The following is a 20,436-nucleotide window of genomic DNA, read 5'->3' as shown; positions in this document are numbered from 1 at the left end:
TGATCAATCCACAAACAAATCCGTCATCAGCTTCGCATCGCTCCCCGGCTCAAAGCGGTAATGATCAAACCCGGTCACGCCGCTCTCGCGCAAAATCTCCTCATCAATCAACAACCGCCCGGTAATCCGCCGTCCGCTGCTGCTCAAAATCACATGCGCCGCATCCGCCATGATCGCTGGCGTACGCGCATGCTTGAACGACTCGCGATTGCCCAGCTGAAACTCGATCGCCGCCGTGGCGATCATGGTCTGCGGCCATAGTGAATTGACGCTGATCCCGTAGTGGGCGAATTCCTCGCTCATCCCGACCGTCAGCATGCTCATGCCGTACTTGGTCACGGTGTAGGGGCTGTACTGGGCGAACCATTTGCTGGCGAGGTTCAATGGCGGTGACAGGTTGAGAATGTGCCCGGAGGATTTCTTCAGGTAGGGCAGGGCTGCCTGGCTGCACAGCAAAACCGCGCGGGTATTGATCTGGTGCATCAGGTCGAAACGCTTGAGCTCGATGTGCTGCACACCGGTCAACTTGATCGCCCCGGCGTTGTTCACCAATGCATCGATCCCACCGAAATGTTCATTGGCCTGGGCCAGCGCCTGACGCACCGCGTCTTCATCACGCACATCCAGTTGCAGCGCCAGGGCCTTGCCGCCGGCCGCTTCGACTTCAGCGGCGACGCTGTGGATGGTGCCGGGCAACTTGGCGTGCGGCTCGGCGCTCTTGGCCGCGATCACGATATTGGCCCCGTCCCGCGCCGCCCGCAGCGCAATTTCGCGCCCGATACCACGACTGGCGCCAGTGATGAACAGGGTTTTGCCTTGCAGTGACATGCGTACGCTCCTGATAGGTGTGATCCGAGCGGATCGAAAGGGCTCGCCAGTCAATGTAGACCAAGTCTTTGGCGCGAATGATCGCCGTTAACGCCCAGCAGGGATTGCTGGATTGATTCGAGCTGAATTTATGGAGGGGTACTTGCTTGCTATGACGGAAGAGCCGTTCTACTGAAAGTTAAACTATAAAGTTAGTTGGAATAGATGGCATGACTGCTGCGTGCTGCGAATTTTCATGCCATCGTTAATTGCATTGATATTTTGAAATGCAGAGTTGTAAATTATTATTGAGGTTCTACGGTAATAGTGAATCTGGGTTCCTCGCCCACTTCTACGATAAGTGTTTTATAAGCTACTGAACGGGGTTTGCCATCAAATCTGAGTATGTCGCCGGTGTTTAAATAGGCAATGGCCTCGGTAACGGATAGCTCGAATAAAATTTCGCCGTTTTTTTCGAGAATTGTTACTTTATCGTTCATCTCTGTTTTCCTTTTTCGTAAATTAAGAACTGCTTCTTTGTTGCTGCCTTTAAATCTAGCAAGTTTAATTTGCGAAAGGACCTGTCATTTCTGTCAGCTTGTGCTTTTGTTCTAATTGTGAATTTGAGTTTTTTAACGGAGACGGGGGGAGTATTAAATCATTGAAATACTTCACGATCTGTTTGGATCATGAAGTATTTCCAGAGGGGCTGCTTATGTTCGATAGGTGTGAAAAACATCAGCGTTATAAAAATAAATCACATCAACTCATCACCTGCCGAATGTCCGCCGCCAGTTCGCGTACGCGTTCTTCTTCGGTGTCCCACGAGCACATGAAGCGGGCGCCGCCCTTGCCGATGAAGGTGTAGAAGCGCCAGCCGCGCGCGGTCAGGGCGGCGATGGCCGGTTCCGAGAGTTGCAGGAACACGCCGTTGGCCTGGACCGGGAACATCAGTTCCACGCCCGGAATGTCGCTGACCAGTTCGGCCAACAGTTGTGCGCAGTGGTTGGCGTGGCGGGCGTATTTGAGCCAGGCGTCGTTTTCCAGGATGCCGACCCACGGCGCCGACAGGAAGCGCATCTTCGAAGCCAGTTGCCCGGCCTGTTTGCAACGGTAATCGAAGTCTTCGGCCAGTTTGTGGTTGAAGAACAGGATCGCTTCACCCACCGCCATGCCGTTTTTCGTGCCGCCGAAGCACAGCACGTCGACGCCGGCCTTCCAGGTCAGGTCTGCTGGCGAGCAGCCGAGGAACGCGCAGGCGTTGGAGAAGCGCGCCCCGTCCATGTGCAGGTTCAGGCCCAGTTCCTTGCAGGTGTCGCTGATGGCGCGGACTTCTTCGGGGGTGTAGACGCTGCCGACTTCGGTGGCCTGGGTCAGGGTCACGACGCGCGGTTTCGGGTAGTGAATGTCCTGGCGCTTGAGCGCGACTTCGCGGATCGAGGCCGGAGTGATCTTGCCGTTTTCGGTGCCGGCGATCAGCAGTTTCGAGCCGTTGGAGAAGAACTCCGGTGCGCCGCATTCGTCGGTTTCGACGTGGGCGGTTTCCGAGCAGATCACGCTGTGGTAACTCTGGCACAGCGACGACAGCGCGAGGGAGTTGGCGGCGGTGCCGTTGAAGGCGAAGAACACTTCGCAGTCGGTCTCGAACAGCTTGCGGAAATAATCGGAGGCGCGTGCTGTCCACTCATCGTCGCCATAGGCGCGCTGGTGGCCGTGGTTGGCCTGTTCCATGGCAGCCCAGGCTTCGGGGCAGATACCGGAGTAGTTGTCGCTGGCGAATTGTTGGCTCTTGTCGGTCATGGCCGGCTTCCGTGATCGAGGCGCTTGTGGCGCTTCGTGGGGTCAATGATGGTGCGCACTGTACCGAAGATCATCCGGGGAGCACACGGGATGTCGCTGTCAGAACTTTACAAGGATGCGAGCCGATTATGCACCTGAGCCGGCGCGACGGCGCACTCGATCTGCTCAAGTGGCTGGCGCTGCTGAGCATGCTCCTCGATCACCTTCAATATGTCGGAATCAGCGCCGACTGGCTGTATGTGCCGGGACGGCTGGCGTTCCCCTGGTTCTGTCTGGCGATGGCGGCGAATCTGGCGCGGGACGGCGCGCGCAAGACTGAATGGCGCTATCTGGGCTGGTTGCTGCTGTTCAGTCTGTTCAGCGAGATTCCCTACCGTTTGTACATTCCCGATCCCGACACTTTGAATGTGATGCCCACTTTGGCGCTGGGCTTGCTGGTGGCGCGGGGTTGGCAGAATCGAACGGCGATTTCGCAATTGTTGGGCGTCAGCGCCTTGCTGGTGGCCGCGTTGTTCGCGCAGGTACTGATGTTCGGTCTGTTCGGCGTCCTGCTGCCGCTGGCGATGTTGCTGGTGTTTCGCAAACCCTGGTATTTCAGCCTTTTGCCGGGGCTGGTGTGTCTGGCGGCGAATCAGTGGCAGGTACTCTACGAATCCGCGCAGTTCGGCAACCGTGTGGCTGTCCTCGGTATTGCGACATGCCTGATTGCGCCACTGCTCGGAATGTTCCTGTTGCGACATGCCACTTTCCTCCGTGCGCCAGCCCTGCGTCGCTGGGCGTATGCGCTCTATCCCGCGCATTTCCTCGTTCTTCTGGCCTTGCGCCAGGCCCTTGTTTGATCTCACCGCGCCCGCCATGTCGTAAACGCACCTTTGCGTGGCGTCCGTAGGCATTTGACCTCCCTGCGCCGGCCATACCATCGGCATCAAAGGGCACTGCCGTCATTACCAGTGCCTTACCGAGACGAATGGCGCACAGATGCCGCTGGGAGAGACGCGATGTTCAGCAAGCAAGACCGGATCCAGGGTTACGACGATGCACTGCTGGCGGCGATGAATGCCGAGGAGCAACGTCAGGAAGATCACATCGAGCTGATCGCGTCGGAGAACTACACCAGCAAACGCGTCATGGAAGCGCAAGGCAGCGGCCTGACCAACAAGTACGCCGAAGGCTATCCGGGCAAGCGCTACTACGGTGGCTGCGAGCACGTTGACAAGGTTGAAGCCCTGGCCATCGAGCGCGCCAAGCAACTGTTCGGTGCCGATTACGCCAACGTCCAGCCGCACTCCGGCTCCTCGGCCAACAGCGCCGTGTATCTGGCGCTGCTGCAGGCGGGCGACACCATTCTGGGCATGAGCCTGGCCCACGGCGGTCACTTGACCCACGGCGCCAAGGTCTCGTCCTCGGGCAAGCTGTACAACGCCGTGCAGTACGGCATCGACACCAAGACCGGTCTGATCGATTACGACGAAGTCGAGCGTCTGGCCGTCGAGTGCAAACCGAAAATGATCGTTGCCGGTTTCTCGGCCTACTCGAAAACCCTCGACTTCCCGCGCTTCCGTCAGATCGCCGACGAGGTCGGTGCGCTGCTGTTCGTCGACATGGCCCACGTCGCCGGTCTGGTGGCTGCCGGTCTGTACCCGAACCCGCTGCCGTACGCCGACGTGGTCACCACCACCACCCACAAGACCCTGCGCGGTCCCCGTGGCGGCCTGATCCTGGCCAAGGCCAACGAAGAGATCGAGAAAAAGCTCAACGCCGCAGTATTCCCCGGCGCCCAGGGCGGCCCGCTGATGCACGTCATCGCCGGTAAAGCCGTGTGTTTCAAGGAAGCGCTGGAGCCTGGCTTCAAGGCCTATCAGCAACAAGTGATCGACAACGCCCAGGCGATGGCGAGCGTATTTATCAAACGTGGCTACGATGTAGTGTCCGGCGGCACCGACAACCACCTGTTCCTGGTCAGCCTGATCCGTCAGGGCCTCACCGGTAAGGACGCGGATGCTGCCCTCGGTCGCGCTCACATCACCGTCAACAAGAACGCCGTACCGAACGACCCGCAGTCGCCGTTCGTCACTTCCGGCCTGCGCATCGGCACCCCGGCGGTGACCACCCGCGGCTTCAAGGTGACCCAGTGCGTGACGCTGGCCGGCTGGATCTGCGACATCCTCGACAACCTCGGCGATGCCGATGTCGAGGCCAACGTCGCCCAGCAGGTTTCGGCCCTGTGCGCTGACTTCCCGGTTTATCGCTGAGCGTTCTGGAGTACATGACTATGCAACGCTATTCGGGCTTCGGCCTCTTCAAACACTCCCTCAGCCACCACGAAAACTGGCAGCGCATGTGGCGCACGCCGACCCCGAAAAAGGTCTACGACGTGGTCATCGTCGGCGGCGGCGGACACGGTCTGGCGACGGCCTACTATCTGGCCAAAGAACATGGCATCACCAACGTGGCCGTGGTCGAGAAGGGCTGGCTGGGCGGCGGTAACACCGCGCGCAACACCACCATCGTTCGCTCCAACTACCTGTGGGACGAGTCGGCGCACCTGTACGAACACGCGATGAAACTGTGGGAAGGCCTGTCTCAGGACCTGAACTACAACGTGATGTTCTCCCAGCGCGGCGTCTACAACCTGTGCCACACCCTGCAGGACATCCGTGATTCCGAGCGTCGGGTCAGCGCCAACCGCCTCAACGGCGTCGACGGCGAACTGCTCAACGCCAAACAAGTGGCTGACGAAATTCCGTACCTCGATTGCTCGAAAAACACCCGCTACCCGGTGATGGGCGCAACCGTTCAGCGTCGCGGTGGCGTGGCCCGTCACGATGCCGTGGCGTGGGGCTTTGCCCGTGCCGCCGACGCTCTGGGCGTGGACTTGATCCAGCAGACCGAAGTGATCGGTTTCCGCAAGGAAAACGGCGTGTGCATCGGTGTTGAAACCAACAAGGGCTTCATCGGCGCCAAACGCGTCGGTGTGGTGACCGCCGGTAACTCCGGGCACATGGCCAAGCTTGCCGGTTTCCGTCTGCCGATCGAATCCCACCCGCTGCAAGCGCTGGTGTCCGAGCCGATCAAACCGATTATCGACAGCGTGATCATGTCCAACGCCGTGCACGGTTACATCAGCCAGTCCGACAAGGGCGACCTGGTGATCGGCGCCGGCATCGACGGCTACAACGGCTACGGCCAGCGCGGCTCGTACCCGGTGATCGAGCACACCATCCAGGCCATCGTCGAGATGTTCCCGGTGCTGTCGCGGGTGCGCATGAACCGTCAGTGGGGCGGCATCGTCGACACCACGCCGGACGCCTGCCCGATCATTTCGAAAACCCCGGTCCCGAACATGTTCTTCAACTGCGGTTGGGGCACCGGTGGCTTCAAGGCGACACCTGGCTCGGGCAACGTGTTTGCCGCGAGTCTGGCCAAGGGTGAAATGCACCCGCTGGCCGCACCTTTCTCCATCGACCGTTTCCACAACGGTGCGTTGATCGACGAACACGGCGCTGCGGCTGTCGCCCACTAACAGGAGAAATCCCCATGTTGCATATCTTCTGTCCTCACTGCGGCGAACTGCGCTCCGAAGAGGAATTCCACGCATCCGGCCAGGCGCACATTCCGCGTCCGCTGGATCCGAACAACTGCACCGACGAGGAGTGGGGCGACTACATGTTCTTCCGCGACAACCCTCGCGGTCTGCACCACGAGTTGTGGGATCACGTCGCCGGTTGCCGCCAGTACTTCAACGTCACCCGCGACACCGTGACCTACGAGATTCTCGAAACCTACAAGATCGGCACCAAGCCGCAATTCACCGACAAGGCTGACCCTGCGAAAACAGCCACGACGGCGCTGGGAGAGAAGGTATGAGCCAGACCAATCGCCTGTCCAACGGTGGACGGATCGACCGCAACAAAGTGCTGAGCTTCACCTTCAACGGTCAGAGCTACAAAGGCTTCGAGGGTGACTCGCTGGCGTCGGCGCTGATCGCCAACGGCGTCGACATCATCGGCCGCAGCTTCAAGTATTCGCGCCCTCGCGGCATCTTCGCCGCCGGCGCCGAAGAGCCGAACGCGGTGCTGCAGATCGGTGCGACCGAAGCTACCCAGATCCCGAACGTGCGCGCCACGCAACAGGCGCTGTATCAAGGCCTGGTCGCCACCAGCACCAACGGCTGGCCGAGCGTCAACAACGACATGATGGGGATTCTCGGCAAGGTCGGCGGCAAGCTGATGCCGCCGGGCTTCTACTACAAAACCTTCATGTACCCGCAATCGTTCTGGATGACCTACGAGAAGTACATTCGCAAGGCTGCCGGGCTGGGGCGTTCGCCGACCGAGGTCGATCCGGACACCTACGACTACATGAACCAGCATTGCGACGTGCTGATCGTCGGCGCCGGCCCGGCCGGTCTGGCCGCTGCCCTGGCGGCTGCGCGCAGCGGTGCCCGGGTGATCATCGCCGATGAACAGGAAGAGTTCGGTGGCAGCCTGCTCGATTCCCGCGAAAGCCTCGATGGCAAGCCTGCGATGGAGTGGGTCGCCAGTGTCGTCGCCGAATTGAAGAACACCCCGGACGTGTTGCTGTTGCCACGCGCCACGGTCAACGGTTACCACGACCACAACTTCCTGACCATTCACGAACGCCTCACCGATCACCTCGGCGACCGTGCTCCGATCGGCCAGGTGCGTCAGCGCATCCACCGCGTCCGCGCCAAGCGTGTGGTGCTGGCGACCGGTGCTCACGAGCGTCCGCTGGTCTACGGCAACAACGACGTGCCGGGCAACATGCTCGCCGGTGCCGTCTCGACTTACGTGCGCCGTTACGGCGTGGCACCGGGCAAGAAGCTGGTGCTGTCGACCAACAACGATCACGCCTACCGCGTGGCGCTGGACTGGTTGGACGCCAGCCTGCAAGTGGTGGCCATCGCCGACGCTCGCAGCAATCCGCGCGGGGCACTGGTGGAAGAAGCCCGCGCCAAAGGCATTCGTATCCTCACCGGCAGCGCCGTGATCGAGGCCCGTGGCAGCAAGCGTGTGACCGCTGCCCGTGTGGCCGCCATCGATGTGAAAGGCCATGCCGTGACCAGTCCCGGCGAGTGGCTGGAATGCGATGTGATCGCCAGCTCCGGCGGCTACAGCCCGGTGGTGCACCTGGCGTCGCACCTGGGCGGCAAGCCGATCTGGCGCGAAGACATCCTCGGTTTCGTACCGGGCGAAGCACCGCAGAAACGCGTGTGCGTCGGTGGCATCAACGGCGTCTACGGTCTCGGCGATTCCCTGGCCGACGGTTTTGAAGGCGGCGTGCGCGCCGCGGCCGAAGCCGGTTTCCAGACCGTTGAAGGCGTGCTGCCGAAGGCCCTGAGCCGCCACGAAGAGCCGACGCTGGCGCTGTTCCAGGTGCCGCACGAGAAGGGCACTTCCCGGGCGCCGAAACAATTCGTCGACCTGCAGAACGACGTCACCGCCGCCGCCATCGAACTGGCGACCCGCGAAGGTTTCGAGTCGGTCGAGCACGTCAAACGCTACACCGCGCTGGGCTTCGGCACCGATCAGGGCAAGCTCGGCAACGTCAACGGCCTGGCGATTGCCGCCCGTTCGCTGAACGTGACCATCCCGCAGATGGGCACCACGATGTTCCGTCCGAACTACACGCCGGTCACTTTCGGTGCGGTAGCCGGTCGCCACTGCGGGCACATCTTCGAACCTGTGCGTTACACCGCACTGCATCAATGGCACCTGAAAAACGGCGCCGAGTTCGAAGACGTCGGTCAGTGGAAACGTCCGTGGTACTTCCCGAAAAACGGTGAAGACATGCACGCCGCCGTCAAACGCGAATGCAAGGCTGTGCGTGACAGCGTCGGCCTGCTGGACGCTTCGACCCTGGGCAAGATCGACATCCAGGGCCCGGATGCCCGCGAGTTCCTCAACCGCGTGTACACCAACGCCTGGACCAAGCTCGACGTGGGCAAGGCCCGTTACGGCCTGATGTGCAAGGAAGACGGCATGGTCTTCGACGACGGTGTGACGGCGTGTCTGGCCGACAACCATTTCGTCATGACCACCACCACCGGCGGCGCGGCTCGCGTCCTGCAGTGGCTGGAGCTGTACCACCAGACCGAATGGCCGGACCTGAAGGTGTACTTCACCTCCGTCACCGACCACTGGGCGACCATGACCCTGTCCGGCCCGAACAGCCGCAAGCTGCTCAGCGCCGTGACTGACATCGATCTGGCCAACGAAGCGTTCCCGTTCATGACCTGGAAAGAAGGTCTGGTCGGCGGTGTGCCGGCGCGGGTGTTCCGCATCTCGTTCACCGGTGAGCTGTCGTACGAAGTCAACGTCCAGGCCGACTATGCGATGGGTGTTTTGGAGAAGATTGTCGAGGCGGGGAAGGCGTTCAACCTGACGCCATATGGCACCGAAACCATGCACGTGCTGCGGGCCGAGAAGGGCTTCATCATCGTCGGCCAGGACACCGACGGCTCGATGACCCCGGACGACCTGAACATGGGCTGGTGCGTCGGTCGCACCAAACCGTTCTCGTGGATCGGCCAGCGCGGCATGAACCGTGAAGACTGCGTGCGTGATCAGCGCAAGCAACTGGTGGGCCTGAAGCCGATCGATCCGACCAAATGGCTGCCGGAAGGTGCGCAGCTGGTGTTCAACACCAAGCAGTCGATCCCGATGACCATGGTCGGCCACGTGACCTCCAGCTACGCGCACAACTCCCTTGGCTATTCGTTTGCCATGGGCGTGGTGAAGGGTGGTCTCAAGCGCATGGGCGAGCGGGTGTTCGCGCCGCTGGCGGATGGCAGCGTGATCGAGGCGGAAATCGTTTCTTCGGTGTTCTTCGATCCGAAAGGCGATCGCCAGAACATCTGACGGCCTCAAGAACTGTGGGTCGGGCGGCTATTCGCGAGCAGGCTCGCTCCCACATTCGATCGCGTTTCCCTGTGGGAGCGAGCCTGCTCGCGAAGGCGGCAGATCAGCCACCGCAGGAACCAACAGAATTCAGGAAGGTGTTTTATGACCGCAGCCAACGTTTACCAACAACGCCCGACCACCGGGGCCAAGGCCGAGTCGTCTCTGCATCATGCCGACCTCGCCAGCCTGGTCGGCAAGGGCCGCAAGAACGCCGGCGTGATCGTGCGTGAAAAGAAACTTCTCGGCCATCTGACCATTCGTGGCGACGGCCACGATGCCGCGTTCGCTGCCGGCGTGCACAAGGCTCTGGGCATCGAGTTGCCGGGTGCCCTGAGCGTGATCGTCAAGGGCGAAACCAGCCTGCAATGGATGGGCCCGGACGAGTGGCTGCTGATCGTGCCGAGCGGCGAAGAGTTCGCCGCCGAGCAGAAACTGCGCGAAGCGCTGGGCGATCTGCACATCGCAATCGTCAACGTCAGCGGCGGCCAGCAGGTGCTCGAACTGAGCGGCCCGAACGTGCGTCAGGTGCTGATGAAATCCACCAGCTACGACGTGCACCCGAACAACTTCCCGGTCGGCAAGGCCGTCGGCACGGTGTTCGCCAAGTCGCAGCTGATGATCCGCCACACCGCCGAAGACACCTGGGAACTGCTGATCCGTCGCAGCTTCTCGGATTACTGGTGGTTGTGGTTGCAGGATGCTTCGGCTGAGTACGGGCTTAGCGTTCAGGCCTGAAAGATCAAAAGCCACCCCCTCACCCCAACCCTCTCCCCCAGGGGGGAGAGGGGGAAAGGGAGCCGATCTCGGTTGTTCTTGCGATCTATATTCAACCGCGAACTTTCAGGTCGATGTAGCTCTGCAGACACTTCGGTCAGTCCCCTCTCCCTCCGGGAGAGGGCTAGGGTGAGGGGAAACTCCCTGACACTCCGCACAAAGAACAGGAGTCACCGCACCATGAGCCGCGCCCCAGACACATGGATTCTGACCGCCGACTGCCCCAGCGTTCTCGGCACCGTGGACGCGGTGACGCGTTTTCTGTTCGAGCAGGGCTGTTACGTCACCGAGCACCACTCGTTCGATGACCGGCTCTCGGGCCGCTTTTTCATTCGTGTGGAATTCCGTCAGCCCGACGGTTTTGACGAGCAGTCCTTCCGCGCCGGCCTCGCCGAGCGTGGTCAGGCGTTCGGCATGATCTTCGAGCTGACCGCGCCGAACTACCGGCCAAAAGTGGTGATCATGGTCTCCAAGGCCGATCACTGCCTCAACGACTTGCTCTACCGCCAGCGAATCGGCCAGTTGTCGATGGACGTGGCGGCGGTGGTGTCCAACCATCCGGACCTCAAGCCGCTGGCCGACTGGCACCAGATTCCCTACTACCATTTCCCCCTCGACCCCAACGACAAACCGGCCCAGGAGCGGCAGGTGTGGCAGGTGATCGAGGAGGCCGGTGCCGAACTGGTGATCCTCGCCCGCTACATGCAGGTGCTGTCGCCGGAACTGTGCCGCAAGCTCGATGGCAAGGCGATCAACATTCACCACTCGCTGCTGCCGGGCTTCAAGGGCGCCAAGCCGTATCACCAGGCCTACAACAAGGGCGTGAAACTGGTGGGCGCGACGGCGCACTACATCAACAACGACCTCGACGAGGGACCGATCATCGCCCAGGGCGTCGAGGCAGTGGATCACAGTCATTACCCCGAAGACCTGATTGCCAAGGGCCGTGATATCGAAGGCCTGACCCTGGCCCGGGCCGTCGGGTATCACATTGAGCGGAGGGTGTTTTTGAACGCCAATCGCACCGTCGTTCTTTAGATCGCCATCGCGAGCAGGCTCGCTCCCACAGGGTTTTGTGCTGATCACAGATCTCAGTGACACCAGAAATCAACCGTGGGAGCCAGCCTGCTGGCGATAAGGCCATAACAGGCAACACAAGAATCAGCATCTGTACCCGAGCACTTAACGCGCTGCCTGCCTGGGCGGCGCGGTTCCATAAAAACAACAGCGAGGTGAAAGCATGTCTGGCAATCGTGGTGTGGTGTATCTCGGCGCTGGCAAGGTCGAAGTACAGAAAATCGACTATCCGAAAATGCAGGATCCGCGCGGTAGGAAGATCGAGCACGGTGTCATCCTGCGTGTGGTTTCAACCAACATTTGCGGCTCCGACCAGCACATGGTGCGCGGCCGTACCACCGCCCAGGTCGGTCTGGTGCTGGGGCACGAGATCACCGGTGAAGTGATCGAGAAGGGCAGCGACGTCGAAAGCCTGAAAATCGGCGACCTGGTGTCCGTTCCGTTCAACGTGGCTTGCGGGCGCTGCCGTTCCTGCAAGGAGCAACACACCGGCGTCTGCCTGACCGTCAACCCGGCTCGCGCCGGCGGAGCCTACGGTTACGTCGACATGGGCGACTGGACCGGCGGCCAGGCCGAATACGTGCTGGTGCCGTACGCCGACTTCAACCTGCTGAAACTGCCGGACCGCGACAAGGCCATGGAGAAAATCCGTGACCTGACCTGCCTCTCCGACATCCTGCCGACCGGTTACCACGGCGCCGTTACCGCTGGCGTCGGTCCGGGCAGCACCGTGTACATTGCCGGCGCAGGTCCGGTCGGTCTGGCAGCTGCCGCCTCCGCCCGTTTGCTCGGCGCCGCGGTGGTGATCGTCGGCGACGTCAACACCATCCGCCTGGCCCACGCCAAGGCTCAGGGTTTCGAAATCGTCGACCTGTCGAAAGACACCCCGCTGCACGAACAGATCGCCGCGCTGCTGGGCGAGCCTGAAGTGGATTGCGCAGTGGACTGCGTGGGCTTCGAAGCCCGTGGTCATGGTCACGACGGCGTCAAATCCGAAGCCCCGGCCACTGTGCTCAACTCACTGATGGGTGTGGTGCGCGTCGCCGGCAAGATCGGTATCCCGGGCCTGTACGTGACCGAAGATCCGGGTGCCGTGGACGCTGCCGCAAAAATGGGCAGCCTGAGCATCCGCTTCGGCCTCGGCTGGGCCAAATCCCACAGCTTCCACACAGGGCAAACCCCGGTAATGAAGTACAACCGCCAACTGATGCAGGCGATCATGTGGGACCGCATCAACATCGCCGAAGTGGTGGGCGTGCAGGTCATCAGTCTTGATCAGGCGCCGGAAGGTTACGGCGAGTTCGATGCGGGTGTGCCGAAGAAGTTTGTGATTGATCCGCACAAGTTGTTCAGTGCGGCGTAAGCCTCAAAACTAAAAAAGCGGCGCCTGGTAAGGCGCCGCTTTTATTTCTAGTGGTGATTAAGGAAGATTGAACTCGCAGTCGGTTACATTGGATGCACTGCACTTCTTGTTATGAGTTTTAGCACTGTTTTCATTTGTGTCTTTTTCCCAAGTGCCTTTGCCTTCGGTAGCAAATGCTTTCGTTCTTTGGGAAAGACGCACGCGGTCATCGGCCCCCGAACCTTCGTAATCACATTTTACATAGCTGATAATGCTGCCAGGCTTATCTGCTGGATCTTCACCCTCTGATCCTACTTTACGCTGTGCGAGGGTCGCAGTTGTGAACTTGACTCCACTTTTCTTTGAGTAGTCGACATTCTCTGGTTCCACACCTGTATCCGCATTGGAGCCCTTGAATGCACCAGCAGAGTAGTGAAAGGTACCATTAATATCCTGTGATGATACCGAGCTTAATGGGGGGCAATTCTCCGCAAGTGTATAAGTGCCAGCCATCATTGTGAACATGGTGAAGACGCTTAGCGATATGACTTTCAATGCGCTGGTTTTTTTGTTGGAAATTTGCATGGGAAGCTCCTTGTTTAGTAATTGAAGTGCCCATGCTATGACTCGGTAGTTATTTTGACACCTGTCATAAGTGACAGTTGTTTATGTTACTTCAATATGGTTCTGCTTTTTCTTAATACTGATTGGAATTACAACGCCGCCAACGCCCCTTGATAAAGCACCAGCCCCGTCGGCTGCCCGGTCGGCGATCCAACCTTCGGCTCAAGACTGACTGCCAAGGCAATCGGCTTGCCGATCAACGCTTTCTGCGCAGCGCTCAATTCAACCTTGCCTTTACCGCCTGCCGGGATCACACCCAGCGAGATCGGTTTGCCATCAGCCGGAATCGCCCACAGTTCCAGGCTGCGCTGAGGATCGACAGCCGCCAGTGTCAGCGGCTCGACCTGCAGGTAATCATCATGGGCTTCCACTTTCAGCGCCGGTTGAGCATCGGCGCTCAGCAGGGTGGCGCGATAGCGGGCGTCGTCGTGGGTGTACAGCGAGCCGAGGAACACCAGCACCACGATTGAAGCCAGTGCCGCCGTTACCCGCAGCCAGTTCCAGAACGGACGCTTCTCGGGCACATGCAGCACCTGCGGTTCGATCCGTGCGGTAATGCCTTGCCACACGCGCTCCGGCACTGGAACCTCCGGCAGTGTTTCGGTGAGGCTGGCGAGGCTTTCCTGCCAGTGCGCCAACTCGGCGCGCAATACCGCGTCCTCCAGCAGCAACTGCTCGAAGCGCAGACGGCCGGCGCCGGCATCAAGCCGATGTCATGATTCAAGGCACCGGCGCAGGCGTTCCATGCCTCGGCGAACCCACGACTTGAGCGAGCCCAGTGGCGCCGCCAGATTCTCGGCCAGCTCCGAGCAGGACAAACCCTGAAAGTACGCCACGGTAATCGACTGGCGCTGGCCATTTTCCCTTTCGTCGACGAGGGTTTTCACGCCACAAGAGGATATTTGAAGGAAGATTTCACGCGGTTTGTGTTTGATCCGCACAAGTTGTTTAATGCGGCGTAGGTTTTACGCAGTATGAGAACGGCGCCATTGAGGCGCCGTTTTTTGGAACGGGTTTCTATACGACCTGAACTTGTTCCGCTTGCATTCCCTTCTGTCCTTTTGCAGCGACGAAGGTCACAGCCTGCCCTTCTTTCAAGCTTTTAAATCCATCCGATTGAATGGCTTTGTAGTGGACGAAAAGATCATCGCCGCCGCCCTGAGGGGTAATAAAGCCGAAGCCTTTGTCGTCGCTAAACCACTTTACGGTACCGCTTTGTCTGTTTGACATGTCCATGCTTCCTGTTTGCTGTTCGAAACCAAGGGTTGACTTTCACGACCAGGATTTACCTGTACTTTTGTCGCGAACCAGTCGAACGTTGATTGCGTAATGCTGCCCTGTATCACTTTTCATCACTTCATAACTGACCCTTCGTCCGGCCCTGATTTTTCCAATGATTGGGTCGTCAGGATCAATGCAAAAGATGATTGATGGGGGGTGATCAATCTCAACCTTTGCAGCGTCCTTCGACGGTTCCTTCACCGGCGGGATGATCGAGTCGTCGCGGCCTGACAATCGCTTCTCCATCGCAGCACCTCTCTCGAAATGATCCGCGGCAACCTTGTCTCGAATTCAATGTGATTCATTTGTATTCAACTGGTAACTGTCAGGTTTGACAGTTTTTTGGAGCCTTTTGGAATAACTCGGATTTCGAATTGGAATGACCGGAACGTGTCGCCATATCCTCGGTCAAACCGGCAGTTTCGTCGCCGTTGTCCGGTGACAGCTTTCCCATGAGGATGTCTGAATGAACATTTCACGCGGTTTTGCCCTGGCATCGCTCCTGACCCTGGCGGCAGGGCCGGTGTTTGCCGGTTTCAGTTTGAATGACGTGGCCGGTGCGGTAGCGGGCATGCAGGGCGGGGACAAGGCCGCCGCTGCGGCGCCGACGTCGGAAACCGCCGGTCTGTTGAGTGCCTTGAGCGCGCTGAACGTCACGCCGCAGCAAGCGGTCGGCGGCACCAGTGCGATGTTGGGACTGGCGAAGAACCAGCTGAGCAACACGGACTATTCCGAACTGGCCAAGGAAGTGCCGGGCATCGACAAGCTGTCGGGCGGCGCAGGCAATCTGGCGGCGTTGAGCGGCTTGCTCGGCTCGTCGGGCAAGTCCGCCGGACTGGAAAATGCGCTGGGCAACGTCAAGGACACCAATGACCTGAACAACGCCTTCGGTGCGTTGGGCATGGACAGCGGGATGGTCGGCCAGTTTGCCCCGATCCTGCTGCAATACCTCGGTCAGCAGGGTGTCGGCGGTTCGCTGCTGCAAAGCCTGGGCAGCATCTGGGGCACCGGCACCAACGGTTGACTCAGCGGCGCTCGCCCTTGAGTTCGGCGATGCGCTGATCCTTGAGGGTCCAGAGCTGGTTGACCCAGTTCTGGACCTTTTCGCGAAACACCGGATCGTTTTCGTAATCGCCCTGCCACAGGGCCGGATCCAGCTCGCGGGTCTGGATGTCGATGATCACGCGTGGCACGTTGCCGCTGATCAAGTCCCAGAACCCCGGAATCTTCGGCTGTGGATAAACCACGGTCACATCGAGAATCGCGTCCAGTTGTTCGCCCATCGCCGCCAGTACAAACGCCACGCCACCCGCCTTGGGCTTGAGCAGGTGGCTGAACGGTGACTGTTGCTGCGTGCTTTTGGCCGCGGTATAGCGAGTGCCTTCCAGATAGTTGACCACCGTCACCGGCTGACGCTTGAACAACTCGCAGGCAGCCTTGGTGATTTCCAGATCCTTGCCCGCCAGCTCCGGGTGCTTCGCCAGGAACGCCTTGGTGTAGCGCTTCATGAACGGGTAATCCAGCGCCCACCAGGCCAGGCCCAGGAACGGTACCCAGATCAGTTCCTTCTTGAGGAAGAACTTGAAAAACGGCGTGCGCCGGTTGAGGGTCTGGATCAGCGCCGGGATATCGACCCACGACTGATGGTTGCTGATCACCAGATACGACGTGTCGCCACGCAGATCATCGCCGCCCCGGATGTCCCATTGCGTCGGGATGCACAGGCGGAAGATCAGTTTGTCGATTTCCGCCCAGGTTTCGGCGATCCACATCACCGCCCACGAGGCGTAATCGCGAAAGCGTCCCGGCAGGATCAGCTTGAGCAGGGCGAACACCATCAGCGGGCCGAAGAGCACGAGGGTGTTGGACAACAGCAGCAGGGTGACGAGACAGCCGGTGAGCAGGCGGCGCATAAGCAACTCTATGAAAGCGGATGGGCGCGCCATGATAAGTGGCTTCGGCTGACAGGCCAAATCGGCGGTGACGAATGTTTCACCTTTGGCGCGTTAGCCTTGCGGGAACGATCAAGCGAACAGCGGTCTAAAATCTTGCGTCAGACGCCCCCATTTCCGAAGGAAGCCCATTACGTGAAATCCCTCCTTGCATTGCTTTCCCTCGTTGCCCTGCCGGTGCTGGCCGCCGAGCCGACCCTGTACGGGCGCTACGAATACATCGCGCTGCCGGAAATCGGCGGGCAAGTGCTCAAGGCGAAAATGGACACCGGCGCGCTGACCGCCTCGCTGTCGGCCAAGGACATCGAGACGTTCAAGCGCGACGGCGAAGACTGGGTGCGTTTCCGCCTGGCCACCAAGGACGCCAGCAACAAGGTGTACGAGCACAAGGTTGCGCGGATCAGCAAGATCAAGAGTCGCTCGGATGAAGAAGACGAGGGCGAAAGCACCGAAGTGGCCAAGCGCCCGGTGGTCGATCTGGAGCTGTGCCTGGGCGACGTCAAGCGTACCGTGGAGGTCAACCTGACCGACCGCAGCAACTTCAACTACCCGTTGCTGATCGGTGCCAAGGCCCTGCGCGAGTTCGGCGCGGCGGTGAACCCGGCTCGGCGCTTCACGGCGGACAAGCCCGACTGTTGAAACAAGTGGTCTCATTGACGTAACGCCGGGCTTGGGGCACCGTTCGCGCACTTAATCCACAGGCTCGGACGCCATGCCTCATATCCTGATTGTCGAAGACGAAGCGGCGATTGCCGATACGCTGATTTTTGCCTTGCAGGGCGAGGGCTTCACCACGACCTGGCTGAGTCTCGGTGCGGCGGCGCTTGAGCATCAGCGCCAGACGCCGGCGGATCTGATCATCCTCGACATCGGCCTGCCGGACATCAGCGGTTTCGAAACCTGCAAGCAGTTGCGTCGTTTCAGCGAAGTGCCGGTGCTGTTCCTCAGCGCCCGGGGTGCCGAGATCGATCGCGTGGTAGGACTGGAAATCGGCGCCGACGATTACGTGGTCAAGCCGTTCAGTCCACGGGAAGTGGCCGCGCGGGTCCGGGCGATTCTCAAGCGCATGGCGCCCCGTGCGCCGGTCGACGCCTGGTCGGGGATGTTTCGCATTGATCCCGAGCGCGTGCAGATCAGCTATCGCGGCCAGCCCTTGAGCCTGACCCGCCACGAATTCCGTCTGCTGCAATGCCTGCTCGAACAACCCGAGCGGGTGTTCAGCCGCGAGCAACTGCTCGATGCGCTGGGCGTGGCGGCGGATGCTGGTTACGAGCGCAGCATCGACAGCCACATCAAAAGCGTGCGCGCCAAATTACGTCTGGTGCGCGCCGAAGCCGAGCCGATCCAGACCCATCGCGGCCTCGGCTACAGCTACAGCCCGGGACACAGCTGATGCCGCTGGGGCTGCGGATCTTTCTGGTCTACGTGCTGTTCATCGGCCTGACCGGTTATTTCGTGCTCAACACCGTAATGGAGGAAATCCGTCCCGGCGTGCGCCAGTCCACCGAGGAGACCCTGGTCGATACCGCCAACCTGATGGCGGAAATCCTCAAGGACGACTTCAAGGCCGGCACCCTCAGCCAGAATCGCTGGCCCGAGCTGCTCCGGGCTTATGGCGAACGCCAGCCGAAAGCGACGATCTGGGGGCTGCCGAAAAACCAGGTCAACCACCGCATCTACGTCACCGACGCCAAGGGCATTGTGGTGCTGGATTCCAGCGGTCTGGCGGTCGGTCAGGACTACTCGCGCTGGAACGACGTCTACCTGACCCTGCGCGGTGAATACGGCGCGCGCTCCAGCCGCAGCGATCCGAATGATCCGAACTCTTCGGTCATGCACGTCGGTGCGCCGATTCGCGATGAGGGCAAGATCATCGGCGTGGTCACCGTGGCCAAGCCCAACAGTTCGTTGCAGCCCTACGTCGACCGTACCGAGCGCCGCCTGCTGGCTTACGGCGCCGGGCTGATCGTCCTGGGCCTGCTGTTGGGTGCGCTTCTGTCGTGGTGGTTGAGCCGGGCGCTGCACCGCTTGACCGGTTATGCCCAGGCAGTCAGCGAAGGGCGTCGGGTGCAAGTGCCGCATTATCGCGGCGGCGAGCTGGAACAATTGGCGAGTGCCGTGGAGCAAATGCGCACCCAGCTTGAAGGCAAGGCCTATGTCGAACGCTACGTCCACACGCTGACCCACGAATTGAAAAGCCCGCTGGCGGCGATTCGTGGTGCCGCCGAACTGTTGCAGGGCGAAATGCCGTTGGCGCAACGCCAGCGTTTCGTCGGCAATATCGATAGTGAAAGCGCACGGATGCAGCAGTTGATCGAACGCCTGCTGAACCTGGCGCAGGTCGAGCAGCGGCAAGGTCTTGAAGAGCGCGTCGCGGTGCCGCTGGCGACATTGATGGCGCAAACACTGCAAGCGCAGATGGCCCGGATCGAAAGCCGTCGGTTGCGGGTCGAGCAAGTCGTCGAAGCGGATCTATCGGTGATCGGCGAGCCTTTCCTGCTACGACAGGCCCTGGGCAATCTGCTGGAAAACGCGCTCGACTTCACCCCTGAACAAGGTTTGCTGCGCTTCAGCGCCGAGCGGGCCGGTGAGCAGGTCGTGTGTTGCCTGTTCAACGAAACCGCGCCGATTCCCGACTACGCTCTGCCGCGTCTGACCGAGCGTTTCTACTCGCTGCCACGCCCGGACAGCGGGCGTAAAAGTACAGGGCTTGGGCTGAACTTCGTCGAAGAAGTGGTCAAGTTGCATGGCGGCTCGATGCACATCGCCAACGTGGCGGATGGCGTGCGGGTGTGTCTGCGTCTGCCTTGACCGTCAAACAATCAGGATGCTTTTGGCACTTCTGCGACCCTGGCTCCGTTTCTGCGGCGTGCCCATTGCAGGGCCGGTTTCTCGATCCACCGCCAGGACACGCTGGCCAGAACCATCACGATGAGCGCTGACACCAGCATCGACGGGATGAACGCCAGCGAAGTCTTGTTGATCACCAGTTGTTGAACAGGGAACGCGTAAAGATAGAGGCCGTAAGAGATGTCGAAGCGCCCCCGGATGGTGTGATCGACATATGAAAGGCCCAGGCTCAGTGTCGCAAGAGCCATGCACAGTGTGGAGACCACACCGGTCAGCGGGGTTCCAGCGACGGCAACCATCAGGCCGGCGCAGGCCGCCAGTATGGTCAGTCTGCGGCGTGTCGAGCAAAAGACACGGGTGCAGAACGCCCCTAGCGATCCAGTGAAAAACGCAATACCGGCGCAGCCATACACGGCCAGCTTCTGTGTCAGGGCGCTCGGCGTGCTGTTTCCCAGTACATAGGTTGCAATGCAAAACATCATCAGCAAAGCGGCGGGCATCATGGCCCGGCGAAACAGACTCAGCGCGCCCGCCACCAGTATGTAAAAGGCGAATTCGATCTTCAGCGTCCACAGGCTGCCGTTGAAAGACTCGCTGAAGATAAAGCCTTCGGTGATTTCATCGATTGCCGCGCGGCCGAACAACGAGATGCGCAGGAAGTCGATCAGTGCCGAAGGGCCTGTGATGTACCCCTGCGCAAATATCCCTCCTGCCACAAACGTCATGACGAAGGCGCAGGCAATCAGCGCCGGGAAAATTCGCGCGACACGTTTGGCCAGGTAGTCGGCGAAATTTCTGGCATTGAGAAAACTGTGGGTAATCAACAGACCGGAGATCGCGAAGAAGGCAATGACGGCCATTCCACCCAATGAGTTGTAGCCGGCGATGCCCGGTTCTTCCTGACCCCAAAGTGCGAAGTGGTGACTGACCAGCACCATCAGTGCCGCAAAATGCCTGATCAAGTCGAATGAATTGTTTCTCAACGGAATAATCCTTGTCCAAATCC

At 60.2% G+C, this 20,436-nt stretch carries 20 protein-coding genes and 2 pseudogenes; 12 read left to right on the top strand and 10 right to left on the bottom strand.

Translation table 11 applies throughout. The features are described 5' to 3' along the window. Window positions 1–3 precede the first annotated feature (3 nt). The 3 genes from J5M72_RS00580 to J5M72_RS00570 form a co-directional block, all read right to left on the bottom strand. On the bottom strand, window positions 4–828 hold the full coding sequence (locus J5M72_RS00580) for an NAD(P)-dependent oxidoreductase (protein ID WP_169432220.1): 825 nt from the start codon (window positions 826–828) through the stop codon (window positions 4–6). A gap of 284 nt (window positions 829–1,112) precedes the next feature. After that, window positions 1,113–1,307: a hypothetical protein gene (locus J5M72_RS00575; RefSeq protein WP_207863745.1), complete on the bottom strand. Its 195-nt coding sequence runs from the start codon at window positions 1,305–1,307 to the stop codon at window positions 1,113–1,115. Window positions 1,308–1,569: 262 nt separating this feature from the next. After that, window positions 1,570–2,607, bottom strand: a complete 1,038-nt coding sequence (locus J5M72_RS00570) for a low specificity L-threonine aldolase (protein ID WP_169432218.1) — start codon at window positions 2,605–2,607, stop codon at window positions 1,570–1,572. A gap of 128 nt (window positions 2,608–2,735) precedes the next feature. On the opposite strand from J5M72_RS00570, the gene J5M72_RS00565 reads away from it, so the two are divergent. From J5M72_RS00565 to fdhA, 8 genes are all read left to right on the top strand, one after another. After that, window positions 2,736–3,446 carry a TraX family protein gene (locus J5M72_RS00565; RefSeq protein WP_207863744.1) on the top strand — a complete coding sequence of 237 codons (711 nt, stop codon included), beginning with the start codon at window positions 2,736–2,738 and terminating at the stop codon, window positions 3,444–3,446. Between the two features lie 159 nt (window positions 3,447–3,605). Then, on the top strand, window positions 3,606–4,859 hold the full coding sequence (gene glyA, locus J5M72_RS00560) for a serine hydroxymethyltransferase (RefSeq protein WP_207863743.1): 1,254 nt from the start codon (window positions 3,606–3,608) through the stop codon (window positions 4,857–4,859). A 20-nt stretch (window positions 4,860–4,879) separates the two neighbouring features. Further along, complete coding sequence (locus tag J5M72_RS00555) at window positions 4,880–6,130, top strand: sarcosine oxidase subunit beta (protein ID WP_003206307.1); 1,251 nt, start codon at window positions 4,880–4,882, stop codon at window positions 6,128–6,130. Window positions 6,131–6,144: 14 nt separating this feature from the next. Beyond that, complete coding sequence (locus tag J5M72_RS00550; protein WP_207863742.1) at window positions 6,145–6,474, top strand: sarcosine oxidase subunit delta; 330 nt, start codon at window positions 6,145–6,147, stop codon at window positions 6,472–6,474. Next, window positions 6,471–9,488, top strand: coding sequence for a sarcosine oxidase subunit alpha (locus J5M72_RS00545; protein ID WP_207863741.1), 3,018 nt, complete (start codon window positions 6,471–6,473; stop codon window positions 9,486–9,488). The genes J5M72_RS00550 and J5M72_RS00545 overlap by 4 nt, the downstream gene beginning before the upstream one ends. A 144-nt stretch (window positions 9,489–9,632) precedes the next feature. Beyond that, the gene (soxG, locus tag J5M72_RS00540; protein WP_207863740.1) at window positions 9,633–10,265 is read left to right on the top strand and encodes a sarcosine oxidase subunit gamma family protein; all 633 of its coding nucleotides are present in this window, start codon (window positions 9,633–9,635) and stop codon (window positions 10,263–10,265) included. A gap of 219 nt (window positions 10,266–10,484) precedes the next feature. Next, entirely contained in the window at window positions 10,485–11,342 is an 858-nt protein-coding gene (purU, locus tag J5M72_RS00535) for a formyltetrahydrofolate deformylase (RefSeq protein WP_007959808.1), read from the top strand. A 202-nt stretch (window positions 11,343–11,544) separates the two neighbouring features. Then, a complete protein-coding gene (gene fdhA, locus J5M72_RS00530; protein WP_011336270.1) occupies window positions 11,545–12,744 on the top strand; it encodes a formaldehyde dehydrogenase, glutathione-independent in 1,200 nt (399 codons plus the stop codon). Window positions 12,745–12,801: 57 nt separating this feature from the next. Here the strand turns inward: fdhA and J5M72_RS00525 are convergent, their stop codons facing one another. The 5 genes and pseudogenes from J5M72_RS00525 to J5M72_RS00510 all read right to left on the bottom strand — a co-directional run bounded on the left by J5M72_RS00525 (window position 12,802) and on the right by J5M72_RS00510 (window position 14,874). Continuing rightward, on the bottom strand, window positions 12,802–13,308 hold the full coding sequence (locus tag J5M72_RS00525) for a DUF3757 domain-containing protein (RefSeq protein ID WP_207863739.1): 507 nt from the start codon (window positions 13,306–13,308) through the stop codon (window positions 12,802–12,804). A gap of 128 nt (window positions 13,309–13,436) precedes the next feature. Further along, window positions 13,437–14,036: pseudogene (locus tag J5M72_RS00520) on the bottom strand (anti-sigma factor); the annotation flags it as partial. Window positions 14,037–14,060: 24 nt separating this feature from the next. After that, a pseudogene (locus tag J5M72_RS28850) lies at window positions 14,061–14,201 on the bottom strand (sigma factor-like helix-turn-helix DNA-binding protein); the annotation flags it as partial. A gap of 163 nt (window positions 14,202–14,364) precedes the next feature. After that, entirely contained in the window at window positions 14,365–14,577 is a 213-nt protein-coding gene (locus tag J5M72_RS00515) for a cold-shock protein (protein WP_207863738.1), read from the bottom strand. A gap of 42 nt (window positions 14,578–14,619) precedes the next feature. Further along, window positions 14,620–14,874: a hypothetical protein gene (locus tag J5M72_RS00510; protein WP_243433153.1), complete on the bottom strand. Its 255-nt coding sequence runs from the start codon at window positions 14,872–14,874 to the stop codon at window positions 14,620–14,622. 220 nt (window positions 14,875–15,094) lie between these two features. Here J5M72_RS00510 and J5M72_RS00505 point away from each other — a divergent pair, with 220 nt between their 5' ends. Then, a complete protein-coding gene (locus J5M72_RS00505) occupies window positions 15,095–15,652 on the top strand; it encodes a DUF2780 domain-containing protein (RefSeq protein WP_207863737.1) in 558 nt (185 codons plus the stop codon). Window position 15,653: 1 nt separating this feature from the next. Here J5M72_RS00505 and J5M72_RS00500 read toward each other — a convergent pair whose 3' ends face one another. Continuing rightward, window positions 15,654–16,541 (bottom strand): acyltransferase, encoded by an 888-nt coding sequence (locus J5M72_RS00500; RefSeq protein ID WP_169432212.1) that lies wholly within the window; start codon window positions 16,539–16,541, stop codon window positions 15,654–15,656. Between the two features lie 174 nt (window positions 16,542–16,715). On the opposite strand from J5M72_RS00500, the gene J5M72_RS00495 reads away from it, so the two are divergent. The 3 genes from J5M72_RS00495 (at window position 16,716) to creC (ending at window position 19,391) form a co-directional block, all read left to right on the top strand. After that, window positions 16,716–17,219 carry an ATP-dependent zinc protease gene (locus J5M72_RS00495; RefSeq protein WP_169432211.1) on the top strand — a complete coding sequence of 168 codons (504 nt, stop codon included), beginning with the start codon at window positions 16,716–16,718 and terminating at the stop codon, window positions 17,217–17,219. Window positions 17,220–17,292: 73 nt separating this feature from the next. Then, window positions 17,293–17,973, top strand: coding sequence for a two-component system response regulator CreB (gene creB / locus J5M72_RS00490; RefSeq protein ID WP_207863736.1), 681 nt, complete (start codon window positions 17,293–17,295; stop codon window positions 17,971–17,973). After that, a complete protein-coding gene (gene creC / locus J5M72_RS00485) occupies window positions 17,973–19,391 on the top strand; it encodes a two-component system sensor histidine kinase CreC (RefSeq protein WP_207863735.1) in 1,419 nt (472 codons plus the stop codon). The genes creB and creC overlap by 1 nt, the downstream gene beginning before the upstream one ends. An 11-nt stretch (window positions 19,392–19,402) precedes the next feature. Here the strand turns inward: creC and J5M72_RS00480 are convergent, their stop codons facing one another. Further along, entirely contained in the window at window positions 19,403–20,413 is a 1,011-nt protein-coding gene (locus J5M72_RS00480) for an acyltransferase (protein WP_207863734.1), read from the bottom strand. Window positions 20,414–20,436: the final 23 nt, after the last annotated feature.

Source organism: Pseudomonas sp. 58(2021) (assembly GCF_017491585.1).
Lineage (GTDB): Bacteria > Pseudomonadota > Gammaproteobacteria > Pseudomonadales > Pseudomonadaceae > Aquipseudomonas > Aquipseudomonas fluorescens_BT.
Note: the sequence above shows the minus strand (reverse complement) of the source record. Positions and strands in the feature narration are given on the sequence as shown.